Genomic DNA, 23,627 nt, shown 5'->3' with positions numbered 1-23,627 from the left:
AGTGAAAATTTGCAGATATGTCAGTTGCAATAAAACTTTTATAATACAATCATTAGCATTAAATTAAAGTCTATGATAACTCAATTAATGTTTTTTATTTACCTGCCGATAGAATATATAATGGTATAAATTTGATTTTTGTTGTAAAATGTACTTAATAGCTTTTACTGGATAATCACTGGAGGAAATTTTATGGATAAAATTAGCCCTATTCATATCAATGAAATGTTAAATAAATTGGAATCTCAAAACAAAAAACCTGACATCAAGGCCAGTCAGTTTATCTCAAAGTTTCAAGAAATTCAATCTCAACATGTACGAGAACATCTCGAAGACCTGTATGGTAAGATTGTAAAACAATCAGAAAAAATCGGTGAAAAGTTGCATTTAAGTGAAGTGGTCCGTTATAAAAATTTAGTAAGAGAATTTTTAGATGTAGCAGTAAAAAATTCCCACAAATTTTCTAAGCAAAACTTCTTAGACCGCAGAGGGCGTCATAGAGTTTATTGTATTGTAAAAAAGGTAGATAGAGAACTGGAGGATTTAACCAAGGATTTTTTAACACAAGAAGTAGATCGGATTAATGTACTAAAAAGATTGGATGATATACGAGGAATGTTATTCGATACATTTATGTAAAGCCCACAGTAATGTGGGCTTTTATATTTTATATGTGTACTGTTATCTGAAAAACTTTAAGCTGTCTCATCAGTAGTAAATTGTCTAGAAGTCTCATGTAATTCCTGCATCATATTTCCTAAATTTTCTGTAGAGGAGGTGATTTCATGAAGGGACGCCTCCTGTTCTTCAACGCTGGCCAGTACCTCCTGGGATCTCGTGGCAGTCGTTGCAGAAATGCCCCCTACTTCTTCAATCTTATCCTTTACTTCCTCTACCCTTTGGAACATGTTTGTTATGTTAATGGATAATCCCTGCATAGATTCCGATACCCTATAAGTATCCTTTAGAATATCTTTGAAGGATATAGCTGTGCTGTCAATGATGCAGCTTCCTTTTTCTACACCAGTGATGCTTTCTTCTGTAGCCAACACCACCTTTTCTGTCTCTCCTTTAATTCTAGTAATTAAATCAATAATTTCTCCTGACGCACTTCTAGATGCTTCCGCTAACTTTCTAACCTCCTCTGCTACAACACTAAAGCCTCTGCCATGTTCCCCTGCTCTAGCCGCCTCTATAGCAGCGTTCAGTGCCAACAAATTCGTTTGCTCAGCGATCTCTGTAATAAGTTGTCCTGCCATGTTGATTTCCTTAATATTTTCTTCTAAGTCCTTCACCATGGCAGCAGTTCCTTCAGCAACTGTGATCATCTTCTGAATAGTACTCTGGACTTCCTCAATACTTTTTACGCCTCCTTGAGCCAGGTTAGAGGCCTCCTCAGCCGCCATCACTACAGCACCAGCACTACTTTTTACTTCTTTCGCATTTTGTACCAACACTGTCACTGATTCGGTTGTTTCCTGGATATGATTCATTTGTTGTGAGGTTCCCACAGCCACAGACTCTATTGTCTTAGAAATTTCCCTAGAAGCTCTTTCAGCCAGATCAACACTTTCTCCAAATCCATGAATAAGAAGATTTACTTCCCTAATGGTACCGTTCAAATGATTTATAATTCCTGCAATTGACTCCGCCATTTCATTAAAGGCAGATTCCAGCTCTCCAATTTCGTTCTTTTGTGTCACTTTAATTCTATAACCTAAGTTCCCATCCTTTATTTTTTGTGCACCTTCAACTAGGTTCAATATAGGTTTTGTAAATATGTTAGCAAATAGTAATACCATTGCTAAAGCTATGAGGATGAAAATGAAAGCTACGGTTAGATTAAATTGTAATATTTGCCGAGTTTCTGCTGTAATTTCACTGAGCTCTTGCTCTACAATAACCCTCCAACCATTTTTTTCTATAGTAGATGCCACCATCATGGCGGACTGACCATATCGATTATCACCATAGGCAACCGCCTCTTCTTCTAGGGCTATTTTCTTTACGGCTTCAGAAGATTCTCCTGCAACATTCCATCTCCTGCTAACATACTCTGTTGCATCTATTCCATGACCTACTACATAACCCTGAGCATCTAGTACATAGGCATATCCTGTTTCTCCTATTCTTACTTTCTCTACAATTTCATTGATGGCATGGAAATTAACAAATACCCCCAATGCTCCAGAAATGATTCCCACTCTGTCGGCTCTGATGGGTATCGTGATCATCATTACCGGCATACCAGTTCTTTCGTCCTCCATAGATTGACTAATATAGGTTTGTCCTTCAGTAGCAGCTTTAAACCATGCTTCCCCCGAAACATTTCTTCGAGCTACCCCACCGCTGGAGGCCAATATATTTCCCTCCATATCAACATACAAAAAAGCTGTTAGGTCTTCATATTGATAGGCATAATAATTAATAGCTGAGTAAATTTCACTATCCGTTAACCTCGTAAAATTTTGAGAGCTGCCAATCATTTGTACCATATCTACAGTACTCTTCATATAAAGATCAATTTGTGCTGCAATGGATTCCCCCATCATCTGATTGGTGTTTTCTGCTGATGCAATTACCTTTTTGGATTCCATATAATAATTGAAGAAAGTAATGGTTAAAATCGATATCAACAGTATCATTGAAACAATGAGGATCAATTGTTTCTTTATACTGATTCCTTGGTATCTCTTTCCATTACCTTTAACATCCTCTAACACCTTTTCTATTTTTCTCTCTTCTTCTATTATGGTCTTCTCCATTCTAATCCCCCCTTTTGACAAAATATTATGTCAAATCATTTTAGTATAATTTGACATAAATGAAAAAATTCCTTCAATTTTTTAAAACTTCTATATAGATTTTAATAAAAAAAGCAAAGATCATTGATCTTTGCTTTTTTTTAAAAATTCATTAATAAATAAATCAATATCACCATCCATAACCCCTTGAATATTACCTACCTCTGCATTGGTACGATGATCCTTTACCATATTATAAGGGTTAAATACGTAGGAGCGGATTTGACTGCCCCATGCAATTTGGCTATATTCTCCTTGCAGATCTTCGATCCTCTCTTTTTGCTCCAATTCCTTCAACTCTAGCAATTTTGCCTTCAACATTTTCATAGCAGTTTCACGATTAGTATGCTGAGATCTCTCGTTTTGACACTGCACAACCACACCTGTAGGGATATGGGTAATACGGACAGCAGAATCAGTTTTATTTACATGCTGCCCACCAGCACCACTAGCCCTATAGGTATCTATTTTTAAATCCGTTGGTTTGATATCTATCTCTACCGTTTCATCGATTTCCGGCATGACATCTACAGAAGCAAAAGATGTATGACGTTTTCCAGAGGAGTCAAAGGGAGAAATCCTTACTAAGCGATGCACGCCCTTTTCCGCCTTTAAATAACCATAAGCATTCAAACCTTCAATCAAAAGGGTTACACTCTTAATACCTGCTTCAGGGTCCTGTAATAAGTCCAATATCTTTACTCTATATTCTTTCTCTTCACACCACCGAGTGTACATACGCCACAACATTTTAGCCCAATCCTGAGCGTCCAAGCCTCCTGTTCCAGCATGTATAGATAAAATACAGTTGTTTTTATCATACTCTCCTCTAAGCAAGGTCTCTATCTTCATAGCGGCAATGTCTTTCTCCAAAGCATCTAGCCCGCTTATCAGCTCTTTCTCAAAGGAATTATCTCCCTCTTCTATAAAGGCTACCATTGTCTCTAGGTCTTCATAGCGGGTATTTAGGTCCCTATAAGCTTCTATTTTTCCCTGGATATCTTTTGCCTTCTTAGATATCTCCTGTGCCTGTTGAGGATGATCCCAAAAGCTTGCTTCCGCCATTTTGTTTTCATATTCCTCGAGCACCGTTTTTAATGTTTCTATGTCAAAGAGAAACCCTCATTTCTTCAATTTCTTCTTTTAGTTTTAAAAGTTGCTGTCTATAAATATCTAAATTAATCATTGATTCCTTCTTCCCCTACCTTCCACAACACTTCTTATACTTCTTACCACTGCCGCAAGGACAAGCCTCATTTCTACCAGCTTCTTCTTTTTTCTCTACTGGCTTTGCTTTTGCATCTTCCTCACCATGACTAGCAGCAGTTGGTTTAACTACTTGTCGCCGTTGGACCTTTACTTCTTTCTCAATATTAAATAGGTATCTCACAGTATCCTCTTGAATCTTATTGATCATCTCCTGGAACATATCATAACCTTCTACCTGGTAGGCTCTGACAGGGTCTACTTGACCAATCGCCCTTAATCCAATACCTTGTCGCAATTGATCCATAGCATCAATGTGATCCATCCACTTTGTGTCGATAACCTGTAATAAAACAACCCTCTCAATTTCTCGCATTCTCTCTTGACCTAGCTCTTCTTCTTTTTCTTCATAGAGCTTTTCGCAAAGATCCATAATCTTTTCTTTTAATGCATCAATCGTTAAGTCCTCTATATTATCAAAAGTTAAGGTTTCCTTAGGTAAGAAGATATTGGTTAGATTATCCTCTAAGCCTTTTAAGTCCCACTCTTCAGGATATTGGGCATCAGCAGTATACAGCGCGATAGCATTGTCAATGATATTGCCAATCATATTAAACACATGATCCCGCATATTTTCTTCCGCCAGCACTTTTTTACGCTCCCCATAGATAACTTCTCTTTGCTTATTCATGACATCATCATATTGTAGTACATGCTTCCGGATACCAAAGTTTCTTCCTTCCACCTTTTTCTGTGCATTTTCAATAGATCTAGAAAGAAGCTTATGTTCTATAGCCTCGTCTTCCTGTAGTCCCATTTTTTCTACGAAACCCTGCATTTTATCACCGCCAAAAAGGCGCATTAGATCATCCTCTAGAGAAATATAGAATCGACTAGATCCTGGATCTCCTTGACGACCTGCACGACCTCTTAGCTGATTATCTATTCTTCGTGATTCATGCCTTTCTGTACCAATGATATGCAAACCACCTAGAGCAATTACTTCCTTATGCTCTCTGTCTGTTTCTATCTTGTACTTTTTAGAAAGTTCTTCATACGTTCTTCTAGCTTCAAGAATTTCTTCATTGTCTGTATCTGTAAAGCTAGTGGTCTCCGCTAATAGATCATCGCTATAACCCTTTTTCTTCATCTCTTGTTTTGCTAAAAACTCAGGATTTCCTCCCAACAGGATGTCAGTACCACGTCCCGCCATATTGGTGGCAATGGTGACAACTCCCTTCCGTCCTGCTTGAGCAACAATTTCTGCTTCTCTTTCATGATGCTTAGCATTCAATACTTCATGAGGAATACCCTTTCTTTTTAACAGTTTTGATAATTCCTCTGATTTCTCAATGGAAATCGTACCTACCAGCACTGGCTGCCCCTTCTGATGTTTCTCTTCAATGTCTTTTGCAAGAGCTTGAAACTTACCAGTTTCTCTTTGATAAACAGCGTCTGGATGATCTTGTCGAAGGATTTGTTTATTGGTAGGAATTTCTATAACATCCATTTTATAAATAGACATAAATTCTTCTTCTTCTGTTTTAGCTGTTCCAGTCATGCCGGCTAATTTGTTATACATTCTGAAATAATTCTGGAAGGTAATCGTAGCCAAAGTTTTGGATTCCCTTTGAATTTCTAGGCCCTCTTTTGCTTCTATGGCTTGATGTAACCCATCACTATAACGTCTTCCAAACATCAAACGACCTGTAAAGTCGTCTACGATAACAATCTCTCCATCCTTCACTACGTAGTTTTTGTCCCTTTTCATCAAAGTATGGGCTTTAAGTGCTTGGTTAATGTGGTGAGACAATTCCATATTGGCTAAATCCGATAGATTTTCTATGCCAAAGGACCTTTCAGCCTTTTCTACACCCTCCTCTGTCAATGTAACAGAGTTTGCCTTCTCGTCTATGGTAAAGTCAGCTTCTTTCTTTAAGGTTTTTATAAATTGGTCTACAACAAAATACATTTTTGTAGACTTCTCTCCCTGTCCTGAGATAATCAGAGGGGTTCTAGCTTCGTCAATTAAAATACTGTCTACTTCGTCTACAATCCCATAGTTTAAGTCCCTTTGAACCCTTTCTTCTTTGTAAATCACCATATTATCCCTTAAATAATCAAATCCAAATTCATTGTTGGTACCATAGGTGATATCGCTATTATAGGCAGTTCTCCTTTGTGGCTGTGTCAAACCATGAAGAATTACCCCTACAGAAAGTCCTAAAAAGTGGTAAACCTTTCCCATCCACTCACAGTCCCTCTTTGCTAAATAATCATTTACAGTGACGATATGTACACCTTTTCCTGAAAGAGCATTTAAGTATACTGGTAAAGTTGCCATCAAGGTTTTACCTTCCCCAGTCTTCATCTCAGCAATGCGACCTTGGTGTAAAACAATACCGCCATATAACTGCACCTTATAGTGCTTCATCCCCAGCACCCTGAAGGAAGCCTCTCTTACAGTAGCAAAAGCCTCTGGAAGAAGATCGTCTAGGGTTTCTCCCTTTAGTATTCTTTCTTTAAACTGAAAGGTATTCTGTCTTAATTCACTATCACTTAATTTTGAATAAACTGCATCTAAAGCTTCTATTTTTTGAATAAGTTTATCTAACTTCTTAAGTTCTCTTTCACTATAACTACCAAAAACCTTCTCAAATAACTGTTTCAAGCATTTCACCTCATTTATATATTTACAAAATTAAGAGAGGCTTGTTATCTTTAGCCTCAGCTTGATTATACTTGCCCTATCTATCCTATTATTGTATCATTTATCTATTTTTAAAACAATAAAAATAAGATTCCCTATAAAGGCAGCTTGCTTTTATGGTCAAAGTGTAAAATTTTAGATGTTTTGTGATACAAACTGGAAGACATCATATGCTGTACTAAGAAAAATATCCCTACCGCCATCAGTAAATCTCCTATACTGAAAATCTGTTTTAATGGGTATATAGAAGGCATAGAAAGCCCTTTGCCTAGATAAATGCTGTAAAGCGCCGCTTCCTCCATCGGTATATATTGTGGTAACGCTCCTAGCTCAATGGAAGTCATCATATTGCTAAATCCAAAATTTTCTAGTGTTGTCATGTTGATGGGCATACTCCCCTTATTTAACAAAATTGCTAAAAAGTTTGTTATGCTGCCTATTGCAATCAGCCACATACATTTAAAATGCATATTAAAGAACAATGCTATAAACAAAATACTGTAGGACAATAAGTAAAAAATCATTCTATACTGTATCACCAGAGGCTGACCTAAAGAAATCATCACAGAGACTGCCAGTCTCAAAGAAAAAGCCAGCAAAATAATCCATGAAAATCTTAAAGTCGTAGTACCTAATCTTTTAAACTGCCCTCCTCGAATTTTCCCTATAATTAGTCCTAACACAATAGCCTCTAACACCACACAAATCACAACCCTTCGAAATTTCCTTATTTCATACATATTTCTATGCAGACTAACTTTTTCCTGCTGCTTTTAAAAATTTATCATAAATAAAAGATAGAGGGATAAATCTATTGATCCATCCCTCTATCTTTTATTTATGATTTATTTTAATCAAACTCTGGTTCTATCAATCCATAGTTTCCATCTTTTCTTTTATAAACGACATTTACCTCGTCCGTGTCGGCGTTGGCGAATACAAAGAAATTATGCCCTATAAGCTCCATTTGTAGTACCGCTTCTTCAGAAACCATTGGTTTTAGTGCAAAACGTTTTGTTTTTACGATTTTTGCTTCTATGTCCTTATCATCGTCTTCGAAGACTGGAATGTTTTCAAATCGAATTGTTTCATAATTGCTAACACGATTTTTCTCCATTTTTGTCTTATGTTTTCTTAACTGGCGAATCAATTTATCTACGACCTTATCAATAGAAGTGTACATATCATGGGTAACTTCCTCTGCCCTGAGAATAGAACCATTAATAGGTATTGTCACTTCTATCATTTGTCTATTTTTCTCTACTGTCAAAGTAGCCTGTGCCTCAGCTCCCTCATTAAAATATTTGTCTAGCTTAGAGATTTTGGATTCAACTGTCCCCTTCAACGCCTCAGTTACTTCTATGTTTTTTCCGCTTATAATGACCTTCATATCTCCAGCTCCTTTCCCTTCTATTCTATTCAAGCCGGCTAAATACCAACTTAAAATTATAAAACAAAGTTAATGATTTAGGTATTTGTATACATACCCTCTCTAGAGCTTGTCAAACAAAGTTTTTTTATTTTTGTAAAATAATAAAATAAATAGTCTTTGCTTAAGGTTATTATATGAATTTCCTTTGCAAAATAGTCAGTGTTTTTGTATCCACAGATACATTCGTTTTTCTTTTACAAAATCCTTATTTCTGTGGATATGTATAAATGTTTTTTGTGGATAATGTTAATAACATTGTTGATAACTTTATTTTCAAGGGAAACAGCATGTGTATATATATGTGTACAGTCATAAACAACTATAAATTCAGAATTTTCTATTACATATTCTAGCCTAGTTATACAAATCTTTTAATATTTTACCCTTTATTTTTTACATTATTTTAAAAAAAAATCTCTTTTATTCTCCAAATTAAACAATAACTCTTTTATTCTCCAAATTAAACAATAAAATGTTTCAAATAAAAAAAACAACGACTTTCGTCGTCATTGTAGAATATATAAAAAAAAGCCTCGACATCATGCCAAAGCTTTTTCAGTGGTAAATATGGTACAAAAGAAGCTGACCTGGTCTTTGCCCCCACACCCGCCTGCTGGAAGGTTCGCCCAGGGGTTACCTTCACTACTACTTCTCTCGGTGAAATCACCGGCAGGTCTAACATCTAAGCCGCACCATGATCGCTAGTAACTTTTTTACTATCTTACGTGGGTCCCTTTGCCTGCGACTGGCATGGACTTTCAACCACAGACCTTCATTGTACAATACATATTCCATTTTATTATACACTATATTGCCTATCTTCTCAAGAGTTTATTCACTACTTCTTCTTATCTGCTTTTTTACTTTGTATATTCTTTTTAATTTATTACAAACTCTGTGATTATGATTGGGGAATCAGCGGATGTGATGCTGATTTTTTCTTGGCTATCTGTTTCTATAACAAATAACGAGAATCCATCGATATTTCTTTTCTCATTATGATTGCATAGATTTATAACAAAATCCTTCATAGAAAATAGCGTCACAATTTCTGAATTTTGAAGAAAGCATTCGTCTCCGGCCCTTAAGATTTGCATTTTTGAAGAATTTCCACTTTTTACAATAAAATTATAGTCTCTGCAATCCAGGGTGTTTTCTGAAAATGTGCTCCAAGATCCATCGAAGTACTCCACTTCATATTTGTCTAGTTCCCTATTATATAACCCTTTGTGATATAAGCTTAGTTTTCCTTCTAGCGGAAGAATGTACCTTTGGTAACCACTAAAGTCTGAGAACTCTGATTGCGTAGATGTAAATGTAGCTGATGAAACCCGCCATAAAAAGTTCTTCTCCGAAAGAGTTGCATCTTCTGGATATATTGCTAATTGGGTTGTTTCTCCACCAGCCCATTTTGTCGTTATGAAATCTTCCTTCTTAATAATTTTTTCTTTCATAGGAACTCCTTCTTTTTACAACCAAAGGCCTGCCAAGGAGCAGACCTTTCAATTGTATAACTTTATCAGTCTTTTTTATTGCTCATCTAATAATCTTTTTTCTAGTATTTGCTCCATACTGAAGTTTTCTATTTGTAAATAATACTCTGCAGCGTCCAGTAGAGATTTCATTGGAACAGTTCCTATAACCTCGCTGCCTACTACATTTGCTCCATATCTTTTTGCTTCTATTTTTACCATCTCAAAAGCTTGGTAAATTGCTGTTTTTTCATAGTTAACTAGATTCATTGAAACCTGAGTTTGATTTCTTTCTTCTAGTTTTAAGCCTATAGCTTTTACATACACTAGTCCTCCACCCAGATGTCTTACTTTTTTTGCAATTTTATCTGCAATTTCTACATCTGGTGTGTCTAGATTTATATTATATGCTACTAGCGGTACTCTTACACCTACTGCTGTACAACCACTTTTTGCGTTCATTGCTTGAGGTCCAAAATCTGGTTTCCATTCTTCTTTGTTGATTTTTTCAAAGAAACCTTCGTATTGACCTTTTCTTACACTTGCAAGATTTTTTCTATCAGGAGTTGTTGCTGCATCTTCGTATAGATATACTGGAATCTCCCAGTTTCCTATTTCAGCCCCTACTTCTTTTGCAACTTCGATACATTCCTCTATTGTCACATGGGCTACAGGTGTAAATGGAATAACATCTGTTGCTCCCATTCTAGGGTGAGCACCTTCGTGTTTTGACATATCTATAAGTTCAGCAGCTTTTCTTGCAGAGTTTATAGCAGCTTCTTTTATTCTCTCAGGAGATCCTATCATTGTAAGGACTGTTCTGTTGTGATCTTTGTCAGATGAATAGTCCAAAATTGTTATACCTTCTATTTTTCTAACTTCATCAATAATTTCCTCTACGATCCCTGTATTTCTACCTTCACTAAAATTTGGAACACATTCTATTAGTTTTTTCATAACTGCCTCCTAATTTTTAAATTTTTACCTCAAATTTTCAACAAAAGTCTTTATAAACCACACTGTTTGTGGTTGATATATAATATCAACTAAGAAAGCTCCAACGATTGGAACGATCATCATGGCCTTTCTACTCATTCCATAACGGTCATTAACAGCAGTAAGGTTTACAATCGCTGTAGGCGTTGCACCTAAGCCATGACCTAAAAGACCAGCACACATAACAGCAGCATCGTAGTTCTTTCCAAGCAAACGGAATACAACAAAGTAAGTAAAGGAAACTACAAAAATAACTTGACACACTAACACGATAAGCATTGGTCCTGCAAGTCCTGCTAATTCCCACATTCTTAAAGTCATCATAGCCATTGATAGATAAAGACCAAGCGTAACATCTCCAATTCCTTCTACTAATGGATAGTCAAACTTATACCAACGCACTTTTTCATTTAAATTACGTAGGATAACTGCTACAAACATTGCACCTACATAAGTTGGAAATTCCATATTTATTAGCTTGCCTATCCAACCTGAAACCATAGTTCCAAGAGCCATACATACTAAGATAGCAGTTACATTTTTAATAATATCAAGCCCACTTAAAACCTCACCACTGGCAGCATTTATTTCTGTAACACTTGTATCAAAGTCCTCACTATGATCTGGTTTTAAGTTATTTTTTTCAATTAAACGTCGTGCAACAGGTCCCCCCACCATAACAGATGAAATTAGACCAAAGGTTGCAGCTGCTGCTCCTACAAGAGTACCTGCAGGATATCCCATGCCTTCAAAAGTCATACCATATGCAGCACCAGCTCCATGTCCACCAACCATTGTAATAGCACTTGATAAAAGACCATATGCTGGTTCTAAACCAGTTATTTTTGAAACAGCAATTCCTATAGCATTTTGAAAAATAGAAGAAACCCCAGCTATTAACCAATAAACGACTAGTAAAATTCCTCCTTTTTTTAATAACGCCATACTTGCACCAAGTCCAACTGTAGTAAAAAAAGCTAGCATAAAGAAGGATTGCAGCGTTGTAGTAAAACTAAAGGAAAATGCCCCTGTAACGTGACCAATCCATGTAATAAGCATAAATAGAAACCCGCCTACAACTGGTGCTGGGATACAATATTTTTCTAAAAAATTAACCTTCCCCTTAATAAAATAACCAATCACCAGTAATACAGCTGCCATAGCAGTAGTCATCACCATATCCGCACTCATAGTAAAAATATTTTCGATAATTTCAAAAGACATATACCATACCTCCTATCATTGTTTATGTATAGATACTTGCTTAGATAAATATCCTGCTGCCCTCCTCTCACCACCATCCTTATAAAACAAAAATTTTATAAATAATTTAAGATAGCATAAGCGTTAAGTTAATACAATTATTTCCAAAGTTTTGTCCAGCCGTCATCCTGAGCGTAGCGAAGGATCTTGTAATAAGGAAGATTTTTGCTAATACTAAGATCCTTCGGCTCCACTTTGCTCCGCTCAGGATGACAAGTTATGGTTTAAGTTAACGCTAATGATTAAGATATACAATTATATTGCATGTTCCGTGCCAACTTTTAAAAACCTATGAAATGGCTAATTTAAAGGGTTGAAAATTTCATCATATCTTCCATATTTGAGATTTAGGAAAAAAATACCCTGCAAATTTTGCAGGGTGCAAATTTTGCAGGGTTGATTATAAGTTATATTCTTTGATCTTATACCTTAGTGCTCTTTCGGATATTCCAAGACTGTCAGCAGTCCGTTTTCGGTTCTGGTTATTATTTTTCAATGTAAATTCTATTGCCTTCTTCTCTATTTCCTTCATACTTTCACCCATATATATTTTGATGTAATTGTCCGAGGCATCATCTATAGGGTCTATTGCTTTATGTGTAGTTATATGAAGCAAATCAGGTTCAATATATTCCCCTGTGCTTAGAAGTACTGCTCTTTGAATTATATTCTCCAATTCTCTTATATTTCCTTCGAATCTATAGTTTTTAAGTTGCTCATAGTATTTATCAGTAATTCCTTTGACGTTTTTATTAAAAGAAATATTATACTTGTCGATAAAGTAAGGTACCAGATATTTTAAGTCCTCTATGCGTTCTCTTAGAGAAGGAGCTACCAAGTTAATTACATTGATTCTATAATAAAGATCCTCTCGAAAGTTTCCAGCTTCTACTTCCTTTTTTAAATCCCTATTTGTTGCACAAACTATTCTCACATCAACTTTATGTGTCTTTTCATCACCAATTTGTCTTATTTCTTTAGCTTGAAGAAACCGCAATAGCTTTGACTGTAACCTTAAATCCATTTCTCCTATTTCATCAAGTAAAAGTGTTCCTTTATCGGTTCTTCTTATAACCCCAATTTCATCTTTATAAGCTCCTGTAAATGCACCCTTCTTATATCCAAAAAGTTCACTTTCTAAAAGATCTCCCACCATAGCAGCACAGTTTATAGCTACAAAGGGCTTATCAGCACGATTGCTTAATGTATGAATTTTTTGGGCTATAAGTTCTTTTCCAGTACCACTTTCTCCTGTAATTAAAACCGTAGCATCTGTATCCTTTATTTTATTTATTATACTAATAATTTCTTTTATACGAGGGGATTCACCTATAATATCTTTTTTTATATGCCCTTCCAGGTGGCTTATTTTTTGTATCATTTTCAACTTTTCATTGGCTGTATTTAGCAATAATAAAAGCTGATCGGTATCAATTGGTTTCGTTATAAAGTAGTAAGCACCAGTCTTGATAGCATTAATTGAGTTTTCAATGGTAGAAAAAGCTGTCATTATAATGATGATGGCGTTAGGTTCAAACTCAAGCAGACTCTTCATTAGATCAAGTCCACTATCTTCTTTTAATCTTAAATCAAGAAGGACTAGAAATATTTTTTCTTTTCTAAATAGATCTAAAGCTTCTGCAGAATTTTTACTTGTATATATTTCAAAATTTTCCTCTAAAAGAAACTTTAGAGATCTTAATATTTTTGGCTCGTCATCAACTATCAGCAGTTTGTTTTTCATTTAATTCACCCTTTTTTGCTTTTAAAGTAATACACATGCCCTTTTGTTTTCCATCACTTTCAACGTGTATGCTGCCGCCATTTTCATCCACAATCTGCTTAACAACAAACATGCCAACCCCATTACCTACAGCCTTCGTTGTATAAAATGGTTCAAAAATATATTGTATATCATCTTTATTCATGCCATAACCGTTATCTTTAAAATACAGTACTATATTGTCATCAGCTTCAATTGCAGATATTTCAATAATAGGCATATCAACATCCTTAACAGCATCTTTGCTGTTAAGTAAAATATTTAGTACCATTTGCTTAAACTGAGAAATATCAAATTTTATAGAATAAGTCTTATCAATATTAATCTTTAGTTTTATAGTTTCAATCTGAAGCTTAACAAATTTAATCGAACTCATTAGTTCTTCATATAAATTGAAGTCTTCTATAACAGGCTTTTTAGGAGAAGTATATTGCATAAATTCCTTAATAAGTCCATCTATCCTATCTATTTCTTCAGGGATATCCTCAGCTGCAGCTATCATAAATTCCTTGTTATCTATTTTGTTTTTCATCTGACTAGTATATATTTTTATCGAAGTCAGAGGGTTTCGTATTTCATGTGCAACTGAGGATATAATCTTATCCATAAACTGCATTTTATCATAATGTCGAAGCTCATTTATAAGTGCCTTCTGGGCCTCTGTTTTTGCTTGTATTATTTTCTTTAATTTTCTATTAATACTTTGAATGGCTAGAATTATAACTATTAAGGCACCACAAATCCCAAAGGTAACCTTCAATAAAATTTCATACTGCGTTTTTGTATTCTTTATAGGTATTCCAAACCATCTTCTATATAGGGAATCATACATTCCATTCTTCTGAATTTCATAGATTCCCTTATTAAGTTTGTCCAATAAAATTTCGTTATCTATGGCAACAGCCATGGCATATTTTTGCTCATTTAGCGTGTCCCCTACGATCTTTATAAGGTCAATACTATTCATTTCGTTACATAGATAATTAACAGTTAAAGTATTTCCAATAAGTGCATCAACTTTATTATTCAATAAGTCCTGCAGAGCTTCTTCTAAAGAATCATATTGAACTATTTTAACATCGTTAATTTTGCTTATTTCCTGATATACAATATCTTCTTTAATTAGAGCGATTACTTTACCAGCTAAATCCCTCTTACTATAGATTGCTGTATTACTATCTAATACAAATATGGACTGAGAATTCAGCAACAGAGAATCTGTAAATAAAAATTTGTTTTTTCTATCATGAGATTCTTTCATTCCTTGAATTATGTCGGCTTCTCCTCTTTCAATAGAATTATAAGCATCTTCCCACCTCATAGGCAAAAATTCAAACTCTATCCCCGTTACAATACTGATTGCTTTAAGTATATCAACATTAAAGCCTTTATAAACGCCATCATGATCAACATATTCATAAGGGGGAAATTGTCGATCCCCAGCAACTCTATAAGTCCCAGAAACAGCAAAAGATGGCTGAGGTAGTGCAATATTTAATAAAATAAATAGTATTATTACTGCCTTTTTCATTGTCACCACCATTTAATAGTTATTTAACCATAGAGGCAAACTCGTCCCATTCCTTTAAAATCTATTAATCGCCTCTACAATTGTACAGGTATTATTATATCATCCAGCCCATTAAAGGACAAATACCCCTAAAACTCACTACCGCTAGTGTGTTACGGGGTATTTTTTTGATGCTTTGCTTCAAACTTTAAGTTATCTACTACTTTGCCTATCTTCTCAAGAGTTTATTCATTACTTTTTCTTATCTATAAAAAAAGAAGGATTTTCTTTATAGGGTTGATTATAGCCTGTGAGTGCTTTTTTTCCAGTTTTGATAGATTTGATATTCTGCTGTGCTTTTGTAATATTGTTTTTTACTTTTTTGGTATTTGCTTGATCTAAACGCTGAACTTCTTCTATAACTTTAAAAATACCAGCTATTTTTTCCCTAAGTTCTTTAAATGTAGCGGACATTTCTCCCTCATATTCTTGAAGATTTTCTATCCCTAATTCTTCTTTAATCAAGTTATATTTCTCCACAAATTCCTTATCCAACACATCAACCTTCGCCATAACTGTTTGCTTTTCTTGTATCAAGTCTTCTAAGGCTTTTGTGTCCTCTTCTTCTAAAGCTTTACTTTGTTGTTGTGTAATTTTTAGCAAATGATTTACTAAGAGCCGTTTTCCCTCACTGATACGAAGGAGATATGCTACTAGTTCTTCCCTCATTATGTGACCACCTATTTTCCTAGTTTAGCTGTTTCTATAATCGATTAATACTGCTGCTGACCCAACTGAGACATCAACCATGCACTTTGCTGGTTCATCTGGGATAGAGCTTTTTCCATCGCTGTAAACTGTTGCCAATAACGCTCTTCTCTTTTTGCTAAAAGCATCTCTTCTCTAGCGATTCTAGAGTTAATGCCGCTGAGGTCTTTATCTAATACACTTTGAGAACCTGCTGTTACAAAGTCAATTAAGATGTTGGAGCGAACATTTCTGAGTAGTGCAGCATCCTCCCCTGGACCAGATTGTCTGATGACTTCCTTTATTCCATCGATCATACCATCATAGATTCTTTGTACTAAGCCTGTATTCTTCATTTTTTCCTTGTCATCTGTTATACTGGCATCTGGCGTCTTAAATAATAGGTCCACAACACCCTCTGGGTCATCGTTAATCGCTTTTCTGAGTTTTTCTTCATCGATCACTAACTTACCACCACTTTGATAGGCGCCTGTAGTAATGCCTATTTGTGTGATATGATTATAGCTACCAGTCACGCCCTCTACTCTTTCATATAAATTGCTTCGCATCGTCTGTAATGTTCTCGTCAAGGTACTGTCATTTCGAAGTAAGCCACTTTTTGCCTTCTCCTCCCATAGTTCAATATCCTTCTCTGACATGGACTCCTTTTGTTCATTGGTAAGAGGTGAGAAATCTCTATAGTATTTTTCTCCTAATTGACCATTAACCATGTCTATCATCTTATTATATTCATCTACAAAAGATTTTACTTTATCAAAGATGCTATCTACATCTGATTCTACATGAATAGTAATTTCTTTGCCAGGATCTGTACCCTGTAGTTGTAGGTTAATACCAAAGATAGAGAAGTTGTTGGTGGATTTATTAATTGGTTGCTCTCTACTCTCATCATTGAAATAAATTATAGCATCTTGTCCTGTTTTATGTACTGCATCTATACCAAACATTTTGTTTACAAGCTCTTCAGTCCCGCCTATTGTTATATGTTGTTCTTCTCCAGTTTCCCTAGTAGTAATCATTAGCCTGCCTAAATCCTTATCATAGGCTGCTCTAATCCCTAAGTTAACATCTGCTGTACTATTTAATTCTCTAACGACACTGTCTATCGTATTTGTAGCCAGAGTACTTCCCTGATTTAACCCTAGAACACTTAAATCTCCTTCAATAGCTGTAATATTGATGTTTTGTTTTGACGTCATTACCAGCTTGCCTTCATGATCCAAGTCTACTGTAATACTTTCTCCTAGTTTTTTTTGAATTGCTTCAATTAAGCCTTCTTCACCCTCTAAACTCGTATAGTTTCCTGTTAATTCTACTGGAGTATTGTTAACCATAAAAATCAGAGGCTGCTCAGTAAAATCAACAGGAGCTTCTATTACCTTACTCCCCTCTACCTTAGCATCAGCAATAGTAATTTCTTTCTTTCCTCCCTTAGTTGTTATTTCAAATGTCCCATATTCTTTGAAGGTTCCATCAGCATTTAATATCGTATCAGTAAGCCTTGTACTAGCCACGCTAGCCACTTCTGCCAACTGTTCTACTTGTATTTTATGTGTTCCCGGCATAGCACTGGCATTAGCAGTAGCCTTCACCACACTCTCATTACTAGAAGCAGCCTTCTTTACCCAATTAAAACTTTGGGCACTCCTGCTTAGCATAGTACCGGTGTTAGAGACAGTGGTTAAACCAAAAGCTTTTCTTGAATCTAAAATAAAGTTTGCCATACTTCGATTGATATTATTAAAGGCTTCCTGTCGCCACTTTAAACGTTGCTCCTGCTGAAAAAATCTATCAATTCTTAGTCTTTCCGCCCGCATCAAGTTTTGGACCATTGATTCTGTATCCATGCCGGAGGCAATTCCTCCAATTCTCATACGCCCACTTCCTTTCTAAATATGTAGCTAGCAACTTTTATTCTCTAGCATACCCTATATTCTTTATATCGGTACATCAATAAGGAAAGTTTAATGTTTTTTAGGCTTTTTCCAGCTTCTTCACATTTTTGTATATATTTTCTTTTTCCTTAGAAGCTACAAAATAGTTCAATAGGTGGGCCATAATGATAATTCCTGGAATATTGATCAAAAGCCTTGTTAGTGCAAAGGTCTTTCCTAAAGCTGACATTTCAAATAATAAGGTAGGGATTTTTGTAGTAGACCAAGCTCCAATAAAAACTAAAATGTTTTTGAAACCAGCCCCCTTTTTTATTAAAATTAACACCGCAGGAAAAGCCGCATATAAAGGTCCTGCCGCTGCAGATCCCATTAAAAAAGCCAGCACGGTTCCCCTTATACCAGAATCTTCCCCCATATACTTGATCATCAATTCCTTAGGCACCCATACATCTAATAATCCTAATAAAAGAAATACAGGCGGCACAATCATCGCCATTTCCCTAAAGCTAAAGGTAGCTATACCTATGGCTTTCACCCCAATACTTCTATGGAGGAGGGTAATCAACGCCAACACCCCTAACATCCCTAAAAAAAATCTATATCGCTTCAATAGCTTTTTCATCTATACCACCCTCCCTATTATATAAGCTACAAGAAAAGAAAAAATAAACGCCAAAAGGTTTCTCCAAAAGGTTAGCTTTTTTCCTAAATATTGTATCTCTATAGGTGCTGTTAGAACACCTACCATCATTAAAGAGGACACAAAGGCTGCCATCTGCATAAGTCCCGCTCCATTTTCCAATAATAATGCTGCTGTAGGGAAAGCTACAAAAGGCGGCATTAAGGTGATTGCTCCTACTACAGAGGAGATTATCACGCCCAACCACCCTGATTGCCCCCCTAAAACCTTGGCAATCACTTCAGGGTTCAACACCGATAATAAAAGTCCAACGACAATAATAATGCCCAAAAATTGTGGCAGAATATTTTCAAAGGCCCTCCAAGCCTTTTTTAATGCCATTTTTGTTTTTTCCCGATCCTTTATGTAGGATACACCTAAAAAACCAAAGGCAATTACATATAGAATTCCCGTTGTCACTTTTATCACGCTCCTTATAAACATTATAGCCCCCTTATACGGGGGTGTGCAACGATAAATTTTTCTTTTCACTTTGTTCATTGGGTGGTAAAATAATCTTATTAAATGGAGGTGTCATCATGAAGGGAACTCATAAAGAGATGCACAAAGATTACTTTTTAGTTAACGGTGAAATTGCGCCTATCGAAGCCTTTGATCCCTATGAAATTATAAAAACCACTTCAGTCTATGAAGTAATTCGAATCATTCATGGTGTTCCTCTCTTCCTTGAGGAGCATCTAGAGCGTTTAAACCAATCCTTTCAATTGTTGGGTTTTGATTTTTGCATAGATAAAGAAGCTATAGGAAAACAAATCTATAGATTAGTAGAGATCAATCACTGCTATAACTATAATTTAAAGCTTATTGTAAACAATCTGCAAGAAGCTTCTCCTAACATATTTTTATTCTTTATTGAAAGCAATTATCCCAGCAAAGAACAATATAAAAAAGGAATAACCGCCGTTTTATATACTGCCGAAAGAGAAAATCCCAATGCCAAGGTTATTTTAAAAAACTTTCGTCAGCAGGTGGAGGAAACCCTGCAATCCAAAGGTGCCTATGAAGCTATTCTACTAGATCAACATCAACAGATTACAGAGGGCAGTCGATCTAATATCTTCTTGGTGAAAGAGGGGGTACTTTATACAGCTCCAGCCGCAAAGGTACTAAAGGGGATTACACGAAATCGCATTATTGATTTATGTAAAACCTTAAGACTCCCTATAGTAGAAACCCCTATTTCTCTAGACTTCTTAAAAGAAGCTGAGGGTTTGTTTATGACCGGTACTTCGCCAAAGGTTTTACCCATCGTTAAAGTAGATGATCAAGTTTATGATTCTGCAAGTAACCCAATGATTGATAAGATACGCAAAGCCTATGATACTGCTATTGAAGACTATATTCATGCTAAAGTTCATCTTCAACAGTAATTATCCTACCTAAACTAAAAAAACCCTTAGGACTAAGAGCAGGTTACCAAAAAAGTCTTACTTTTGTTATATCATCACAGTCTGTCATTCTGAACACAGTGAAGAATCTAGTCTGCAAAGATCCTTCGCTAGTGCTCAGGATGACAAAAGTACTTTTTAGTAACCTCGCCTAATAGCCTAAAGGTTTTTTTATTTAATTATCCATGCACGCTTTCGCCAAGATATGCTTTTTTCACTTCTTCGTTAGTCAACAATTCTTTTCCCGTACCCTCAAGGGTAATGGTTCCTGTTTCCATAACATAGGCTTGATGAGCGATCTTTAAGGACACATTAGCGTTTTGTTCTATCAAAAGAATCGTTACCCCCTGCTTATGGATTTCTTCAATAATATTGAAAATTTCCTTTACAATCAAAGGCGCTAATCCTAAAGAAGGTTCATCCATCATCAAAAGCTTCGGTCTTGACATCAGTGCTCTGCCTACCGCCAGCATCTGTTGTTCACCACCAGATAGGGTCCCTGCCAACTGCCACGTTCTTTCTTTTAACCTCGGAAATAAGGAGTAAACCCACTCTATATCTTCTTTAATATTTTTTTCATCTTTTCTATAAAAGGCACCTATTTTTATATTTTCCAGTACCGTTAAGTTAGAAAAAACCCTTCTACCCTCTGGTACAAGGGTGATACCCTTACTTACCATATCTTTGGTTTGTACCTTAGATAAATCTTCTCCATGATAAGTGATCTTGCCTGCCTCTGGCTTGGTCAAACCCACGATAGAACGAAGGGTAGTACTTTTACCAGCACCATTGGCTCCGATTAAGGCAACAATTTTTCCCTCTTGTACTTCTAAATTAATTCCCTTTAAGGCTTGAATACCTCCATAGGAAACCTTTAAATCTTCTATTTTAAGCATCTTCACTCACCCCCAAGTAGGCTTGAATTACTCTCTCATTATTCTGAATCTCATAGGGGCTTCCCTCTGCAATCGTAACACCATAGTCTAAAACATAAATTCTATTGGATATATCCATAACCACCTGCATATGGTGTTCAATCAGGAAGATCGTTAGATCAAACTCATCTCGAATTTGTCTGATAAAATCCGTTAAATCATTGGTTTCCTTTGGATTCATTCCTGCAGCAGGTTCGTCCAGCAATAGCAGCTTAGGATCAGTAGCTAGGGCTCTAGCAATTTCTAACTTTCTCTGAACCCCATAAGGCAAACTACTGGCTTTTTCGTGTCTTAAATCTACTAGTCCTACCTTTTCCAACAGCATGTGGGATTTTTCTAAAATTTCTTTTTCTTCTTTTTTATACTTAGGCTGCCATATTTTATCTAAAAAGTCAGGGTACATCTTCCCGCCAATCGATTGAAGCAGATTGGATTTTAAGTGTAGATGGTTAGCAATGAAAACATTGTCCAATACACTCAGTTCTTTAAATAAACGAATATTTTGAAAGGTTCTAGCCATCCCCCGTTTTGTAATCTCATGGGGTTTTAAGCCTGTAATTTGTCCATTGTTAAAAATAATTTTGCCTTCTGTAGGTCTATAAACCCCTGTAATCATGTTGAAGGCAGTTGTCTTTCCCGCTCCATTAGGGCCAATCAAAGCAACAATTTCCCCTTGATGAATCTCAAGATTGAACTCTTTAACAGCAGTTAAACCTCCAAATCGCATTGTAATATGATCTGTCTTTAATATTGTCATTATTGTCCTACCCCCTTCTTGCTAAAGGGTCTTCTTTGAAAGAAGTTAAAAAGTTTATCCCAGCTAAATTCATTGGTACCCATTAAACCATTTCTAAAGAAAATAACTACAATCATCAATAAAGCAGAAAAAACCACCATTCGGAGTCCAGCAATTCCCTCTAGTCTAATGAAACCAAGGTTAATAGACTCATCTAAAAATCTCAAGTATTCTAGACCTGCTGTTACAACAAAAGCAGAGATTACTGTTCCTGTGATACTTCCCATACCACCTAAAACAATAATCAATAATACATTAAAGGTTAAAACAAATCGGAACATCATAGGGTTAATGGTGCCCAGTAGGTTTCCTAATAGACCTCCCCCTACACCAGCAAAAAAAGCACCAATGACAAAAGACATTACCTTATGCTTAAATAAGTTAACCCCCATACTTTCTGCAGCAATTTCATCTTCTCGAATAGCTTTAAAGGCTTTTCCATAACTGCTTTTAATCAAAGAAACCATTACCATGATTGTAAAAAGCATCGTACCAAAGCTCCACCAAAGGTTGGTTGTATTAGGGATGGATTTCAATCCTAAAGGTCCATTGGTGATATTTTGCGTATTGGTAAAAATAATACGGATAATCTCTGAAAACCCTAAGGTTGCAATAGCTAAATAATCTCCCCTTAGCCTTAAGGTAGGTGCACCAATCAAGAAAGCTACAAAGGCTGCTAACAAGCCCCCCAGCAGCAATGCTATAAAGAAAGGCAACGTCACCTCCGCCAATGGTGCGATAATAGGTTCTAGGAAAAAGGTCATCTCCTTACTTTCCGGTGTCATGGTCAATAAAGCGGTTGTATAAGCCCCCACCGCCATGAAGCCAGCATGTCCTAAAGAAAACAAGCCGGTGAAACCATTGATTAGGTTCATACTAAGTCCTAGTACAACATAAATGGCACATAGGTTCAGAATTCTTACTTTATAAGCGTCAAAGTTTTTATTGGCATACCCTAGAAATGCTACTAATAAAATAATAGATAAGATGGTTAAAATTACATTTCTCTTCTTCATAGTCTACACCTTCTCCGATATTTTTTCTCCCATGATGCCCGTTGGCTTAAATAGGAGAATAACAATCAACAATACAAAAGCGAAGGCATCACGATAACCAGTTAAATTTGGTAAAAATGCGATGAGCATAATCTCCCCTACGCCAAGAATAAATCCTCCAATTACCGCTCCCGTAATATTACCAATGCCGCCTACAACAGCAGCAACAAAACATTTCAATCCTGGCATAACCCCCATTGCTGGCTGAATTTGTGGAAACTTCGCCCCCCACATAATCCCTCCGATGGCTGCTAAAATAGAACCTATACCAAAGGTAATGGTGATAATTCTATTGACATCAATTCCCATCAATCTAGCAGTTTCATGGTCCTTAGATACAGCCCGCATTGCCATACCTGTTTTTGTCTTATTTACTAAAAATAATAAGCTAAACAATAAGATAATCGTTACAACAGGAATAATTAATGTTAATCTTTGAAGAGAGACAGCGCCAATCTGCATAACATCTGTTAACAGCTTTACATTTGGAAAAGCCTTCGGTCTACCGCCAAAAATAACAATAGAAAGGTTTTGAATAAAAAAGGAGGCTCCAATGGCGGAAACCATAATGGTAATCCTCGGGGAATCTCTTAATGGTTTGTATGCCGCTCTTTCTACCAGCATCCCCAATGCTGCGGTCATAATAATCGCCACTAAAAAGGATAGATACCATGGCATATTAAATATACTAACACCATAAAAAGCAAAATATAAGGACATCATAAAAATCTCACCATGGGCAAAGTTAATAAGTCGAAGAATTCCATAAACCATCGTATAACCAATAGCAATAAGTGCGTATAAACTCCCCAGTGATATCCCGTTGGTCAAGTACTGCATAAACTGATCAAAAGTCATTTGAAACATGATATGTCCACCACCTCATTAGAATTTATATACTAATTTTTCCATTT

The 23,627-nt window shown here is 35.9% G+C and carries 21 protein-coding genes; 2 read left to right on the top strand and 19 right to left on the bottom strand.

Annotation, left to right across the window (positions count from 1 at the left end):
• Positions 1 to 192: 192 nt before the first annotated feature.
• The gene (locus CACET_RS01545; protein ID WP_052661549.1) at positions 193 to 639 is read left to right on the top strand and encodes a YaaR family protein; all 447 of its coding nucleotides are present in this window, start codon (positions 193 to 195) and stop codon (positions 637 to 639) included.
• A gap of 56 nt (positions 640 to 695) precedes the next feature.
• Here the strand turns inward: CACET_RS01545 and CACET_RS01540 are convergent, their stop codons facing one another.
• From CACET_RS01540 to CACET_RS01470, 15 genes are all read right to left on the bottom strand, one after another.
• Positions 696 to 2,765: a methyl-accepting chemotaxis protein gene (locus CACET_RS01540; protein ID WP_044826144.1), complete on the bottom strand. Its 2,070-nt coding sequence runs from the start codon at positions 2,763 to 2,765 to the stop codon at positions 696 to 698.
• A 120-nt stretch (positions 2,766 to 2,885) separates the two neighbouring features.
• Positions 2,886 to 3,990, bottom strand: a protein-coding gene (gene prfB / locus CACET_RS01535) for a peptide chain release factor 2 (protein WP_144414697.1) whose coding sequence is annotated in 2 segments (ribosomal slippage) — positions 2,886 to 3,926 and positions 3,928 to 3,990 — 1,104 coding nt in all. Because the reading frame shifts where the segments join, the coding sequence is not laid out codon by codon here.
• Between the two features lie 15 nt (positions 3,991 to 4,005).
• Positions 4,006 to 6,681: a preprotein translocase subunit SecA gene (secA, locus tag CACET_RS01530; RefSeq protein WP_044826142.1), complete on the bottom strand. Its 2,676-nt coding sequence runs from the start codon at positions 6,679 to 6,681 to the stop codon at positions 4,006 to 4,008.
• 134 nt (positions 6,682 to 6,815) lie between these two features.
• Complete coding sequence (locus CACET_RS01525; RefSeq protein ID WP_152640007.1) at positions 6,816 to 7,430, bottom strand: DUF5317 domain-containing protein; 615 nt, start codon at positions 7,428 to 7,430, stop codon at positions 6,816 to 6,818.
• Between the two features lie 140 nt (positions 7,431 to 7,570).
• The gene (gene hpf / locus CACET_RS01520; RefSeq protein WP_044826140.1) at positions 7,571 to 8,110 is read right to left on the bottom strand and encodes a ribosome hibernation-promoting factor, HPF/YfiA family; all 540 of its coding nucleotides are present in this window, start codon (positions 8,108 to 8,110) and stop codon (positions 7,571 to 7,573) included.
• Between the two features lie 502 nt (positions 8,111 to 8,612).
• Positions 8,613 to 8,834, bottom strand: a complete 222-nt coding sequence (locus CACET_RS01515; protein ID WP_044826139.1) for a hypothetical protein — start codon at positions 8,832 to 8,834, stop codon at positions 8,613 to 8,615.
• A gap of 196 nt (positions 8,835 to 9,030) precedes the next feature.
• Positions 9,031 to 9,606, bottom strand: a complete 576-nt coding sequence (locus CACET_RS01510) for a HutD family protein (RefSeq protein WP_044826138.1) — start codon at positions 9,604 to 9,606, stop codon at positions 9,031 to 9,033.
• A 75-nt stretch (positions 9,607 to 9,681) separates the two neighbouring features.
• On the bottom strand, positions 9,682 to 10,581 hold the full coding sequence (ftcD, locus tag CACET_RS01505; RefSeq protein WP_044826137.1) for a glutamate formimidoyltransferase: 900 nt from the start codon (positions 10,579 to 10,581) through the stop codon (positions 9,682 to 9,684).
• 24 nt (positions 10,582 to 10,605) lie between these two features.
• Positions 10,606 to 11,844: a sodium/glutamate symporter gene (gltS, locus tag CACET_RS01500; RefSeq protein WP_044826136.1), complete on the bottom strand. Its 1,239-nt coding sequence runs from the start codon at positions 11,842 to 11,844 to the stop codon at positions 10,606 to 10,608.
• A 439-nt stretch (positions 11,845 to 12,283) separates the two neighbouring features.
• On the bottom strand, positions 12,284 to 13,627 hold the full coding sequence (locus CACET_RS01495) for a sigma-54-dependent transcriptional regulator (RefSeq protein WP_044826135.1): 1,344 nt from the start codon (positions 13,625 to 13,627) through the stop codon (positions 12,284 to 12,286).
• Positions 13,602 to 15,197, bottom strand: a complete 1,596-nt coding sequence (locus CACET_RS01490; RefSeq protein ID WP_044826134.1) for a transporter substrate-binding domain-containing protein — start codon at positions 15,195 to 15,197, stop codon at positions 13,602 to 13,604. The genes CACET_RS01495 and CACET_RS01490 overlap by 26 nt, the downstream gene beginning before the upstream one ends.
• Positions 15,198 to 15,428: 231 nt before the next feature.
• Positions 15,429 to 15,905: a flagellar protein FlgN gene (locus tag CACET_RS01485; protein ID WP_044826133.1), complete on the bottom strand. Its 477-nt coding sequence runs from the start codon at positions 15,903 to 15,905 to the stop codon at positions 15,429 to 15,431.
• Positions 15,906 to 15,949: 44 nt separating this feature from the next.
• The gene (fliD, locus tag CACET_RS19325; RefSeq protein ID WP_044826132.1) at positions 15,950 to 17,818 is read right to left on the bottom strand and encodes a flagellar filament capping protein FliD; all 1,869 of its coding nucleotides are present in this window, start codon (positions 17,816 to 17,818) and stop codon (positions 15,950 to 15,952) included.
• Between the two features lie 100 nt (positions 17,819 to 17,918).
• Entirely contained in the window at positions 17,919 to 18,461 is a 543-nt protein-coding gene (locus CACET_RS01475; protein ID WP_044826131.1) for a permease, read from the bottom strand.
• On the bottom strand, positions 18,462 to 18,962 hold the full coding sequence (locus CACET_RS01470; RefSeq protein WP_044826130.1) for a permease: 501 nt from the start codon (positions 18,960 to 18,962) through the stop codon (positions 18,462 to 18,464).
• Positions 18,963 to 19,057: 95 nt separating this feature from the next.
• On the opposite strand from CACET_RS01470, the gene CACET_RS01465 reads away from it, so the two are divergent.
• Entirely contained in the window at positions 19,058 to 19,909 is an 852-nt protein-coding gene (locus CACET_RS01465; RefSeq protein WP_044826129.1) for an aminotransferase class IV, read from the top strand.
• 197 nt (positions 19,910 to 20,106) lie between these two features.
• Here CACET_RS01465 and CACET_RS01460 read toward each other — a convergent pair whose 3' ends face one another.
• Genes CACET_RS01460 through CACET_RS01445 form a run of 4 tightly spaced genes read right to left on the bottom strand, consistent with a single transcriptional unit; the run spans position 20,107 to position 23,580 of the window.
• Positions 20,107 to 20,823 carry an ABC transporter ATP-binding protein gene (locus CACET_RS01460; protein WP_044826128.1) on the bottom strand — a complete coding sequence of 239 codons (717 nt, stop codon included), beginning with the start codon at positions 20,821 to 20,823 and terminating at the stop codon, positions 20,107 to 20,109.
• Complete coding sequence (locus tag CACET_RS01455; protein ID WP_044826127.1) at positions 20,816 to 21,619, bottom strand: ABC transporter ATP-binding protein; 804 nt, start codon at positions 21,617 to 21,619, stop codon at positions 20,816 to 20,818. The genes CACET_RS01460 and CACET_RS01455 overlap by 8 nt, the downstream gene beginning before the upstream one ends.
• Positions 21,619 to 22,674: a branched-chain amino acid ABC transporter permease gene (locus CACET_RS01450; protein ID WP_044826126.1), complete on the bottom strand. Its 1,056-nt coding sequence runs from the start codon at positions 22,672 to 22,674 to the stop codon at positions 21,619 to 21,621. The genes CACET_RS01455 and CACET_RS01450 overlap by 1 nt, the downstream gene beginning before the upstream one ends.
• A gap of 3 nt (positions 22,675 to 22,677) precedes the next feature.
• Complete coding sequence (locus tag CACET_RS01445) at positions 22,678 to 23,580, bottom strand: branched-chain amino acid ABC transporter permease (RefSeq protein WP_044826125.1); 903 nt, start codon at positions 23,578 to 23,580, stop codon at positions 22,678 to 22,680.
• Positions 23,581 to 23,627: the final 47 nt, after the last annotated feature.

The organism is Clostridium aceticum, from assembly GCF_001042715.1.
GTDB lineage: Bacteria > Bacillota > Clostridia > Peptostreptococcales > Natronincolaceae > Andreesenella > Andreesenella acetica.
The sequence above is the reverse complement of the archived record's forward strand: the minus strand, read 5'-3'. Positions and strand labels throughout refer to the sequence as shown.

What these genes read in the sequence shown, in the direction of transcription:
- CACET_RS01545 (WP_052661549.1), top strand. Translation starts at nt 193, where the DNA reads ATGGATAAAATTAGCCCTATTCATATCAATGAAATGTTAAATAAATTG.
- CACET_RS01540 (WP_044826144.1), bottom strand. Translation starts at nt 2,765, where the DNA reads ATGGAGAAGACCATAATAGAAGAAGAGAGAAAAATAGAAAAGGTGTTA.
- hpf (WP_044826140.1), bottom strand. Translation starts at nt 8,110, where the DNA reads ATGAAGGTCATTATAAGCGGAAAAAACATAGAAGTAACTGAGGCGTTG.
- CACET_RS01515 (WP_044826139.1), bottom strand. Translation starts at nt 8,834, where the DNA reads ATGTTAGACCTGCCGGTGATTTCACCGAGAGAAGTAGTAGTGAAGGTA.
- CACET_RS01510 (WP_044826138.1), bottom strand. Translation starts at nt 9,606, where the DNA reads ATGAAAGAAAAAATTATTAAGAAGGAAGATTTCATAACGACAAAATGG.
- ftcD (WP_044826137.1), bottom strand. Translation starts at nt 10,581, where the DNA reads ATGAAAAAACTAATAGAATGTGTTCCAAATTTTAGTGAAGGTAGAAAT.
- gltS (WP_044826136.1), bottom strand. Translation starts at nt 11,844, where the DNA reads ATGTCTTTTGAAATTATCGAAAATATTTTTACTATGAGTGCGGATATG.
- CACET_RS01495 (WP_044826135.1), bottom strand. Translation starts at nt 13,627, where the DNA reads ATGAAAAACAAACTGCTGATAGTTGATGACGAGCCAAAAATATTAAGA.
- CACET_RS01490 (WP_044826134.1), bottom strand. Translation starts at nt 15,197, where the DNA reads ATGAAAAAGGCAGTAATAATACTATTTATTTTATTAAATATTGCACTA.
- CACET_RS01485 (WP_044826133.1), bottom strand. Translation starts at nt 15,905, where the DNA reads ATGAGGGAAGAACTAGTAGCATATCTCCTTCGTATCAGTGAGGGAAAA.
- fliD (WP_044826132.1), bottom strand. Translation starts at nt 17,818, where the DNA reads ATGAGAATTGGAGGAATTGCCTCCGGCATGGATACAGAATCAATGGTC.
- CACET_RS01475 (WP_044826131.1), bottom strand. Translation starts at nt 18,461, where the DNA reads ATGAAAAAGCTATTGAAGCGATATAGATTTTTTTTAGGGATGTTAGGG.
- CACET_RS01470 (WP_044826130.1), bottom strand. Translation starts at nt 18,962, where the DNA reads ATGTTTATAAGGAGCGTGATAAAAGTGACAACGGGAATTCTATATGTA.
- CACET_RS01465 (WP_044826129.1), top strand. Translation starts at nt 19,058, where the DNA reads ATGAAGGGAACTCATAAAGAGATGCACAAAGATTACTTTTTAGTTAAC.
- CACET_RS01460 (WP_044826128.1), bottom strand. Translation starts at nt 20,823, where the DNA reads ATGCTTAAAATAGAAGATTTAAAGGTTTCCTATGGAGGTATTCAAGCC.
- CACET_RS01455 (WP_044826127.1), bottom strand. Translation starts at nt 21,619, where the DNA reads ATGACAATATTAAAGACAGATCATATTACAATGCGATTTGGAGGTTTA.
- CACET_RS01450 (WP_044826126.1), bottom strand. Translation starts at nt 22,674, where the DNA reads ATGAAGAAGAGAAATGTAATTTTAACCATCTTATCTATTATTTTATTA.
- CACET_RS01445 (WP_044826125.1), bottom strand. Translation starts at nt 23,580, where the DNA reads ATGTTTCAAATGACTTTTGATCAGTTTATGCAGTACTTGACCAACGGG.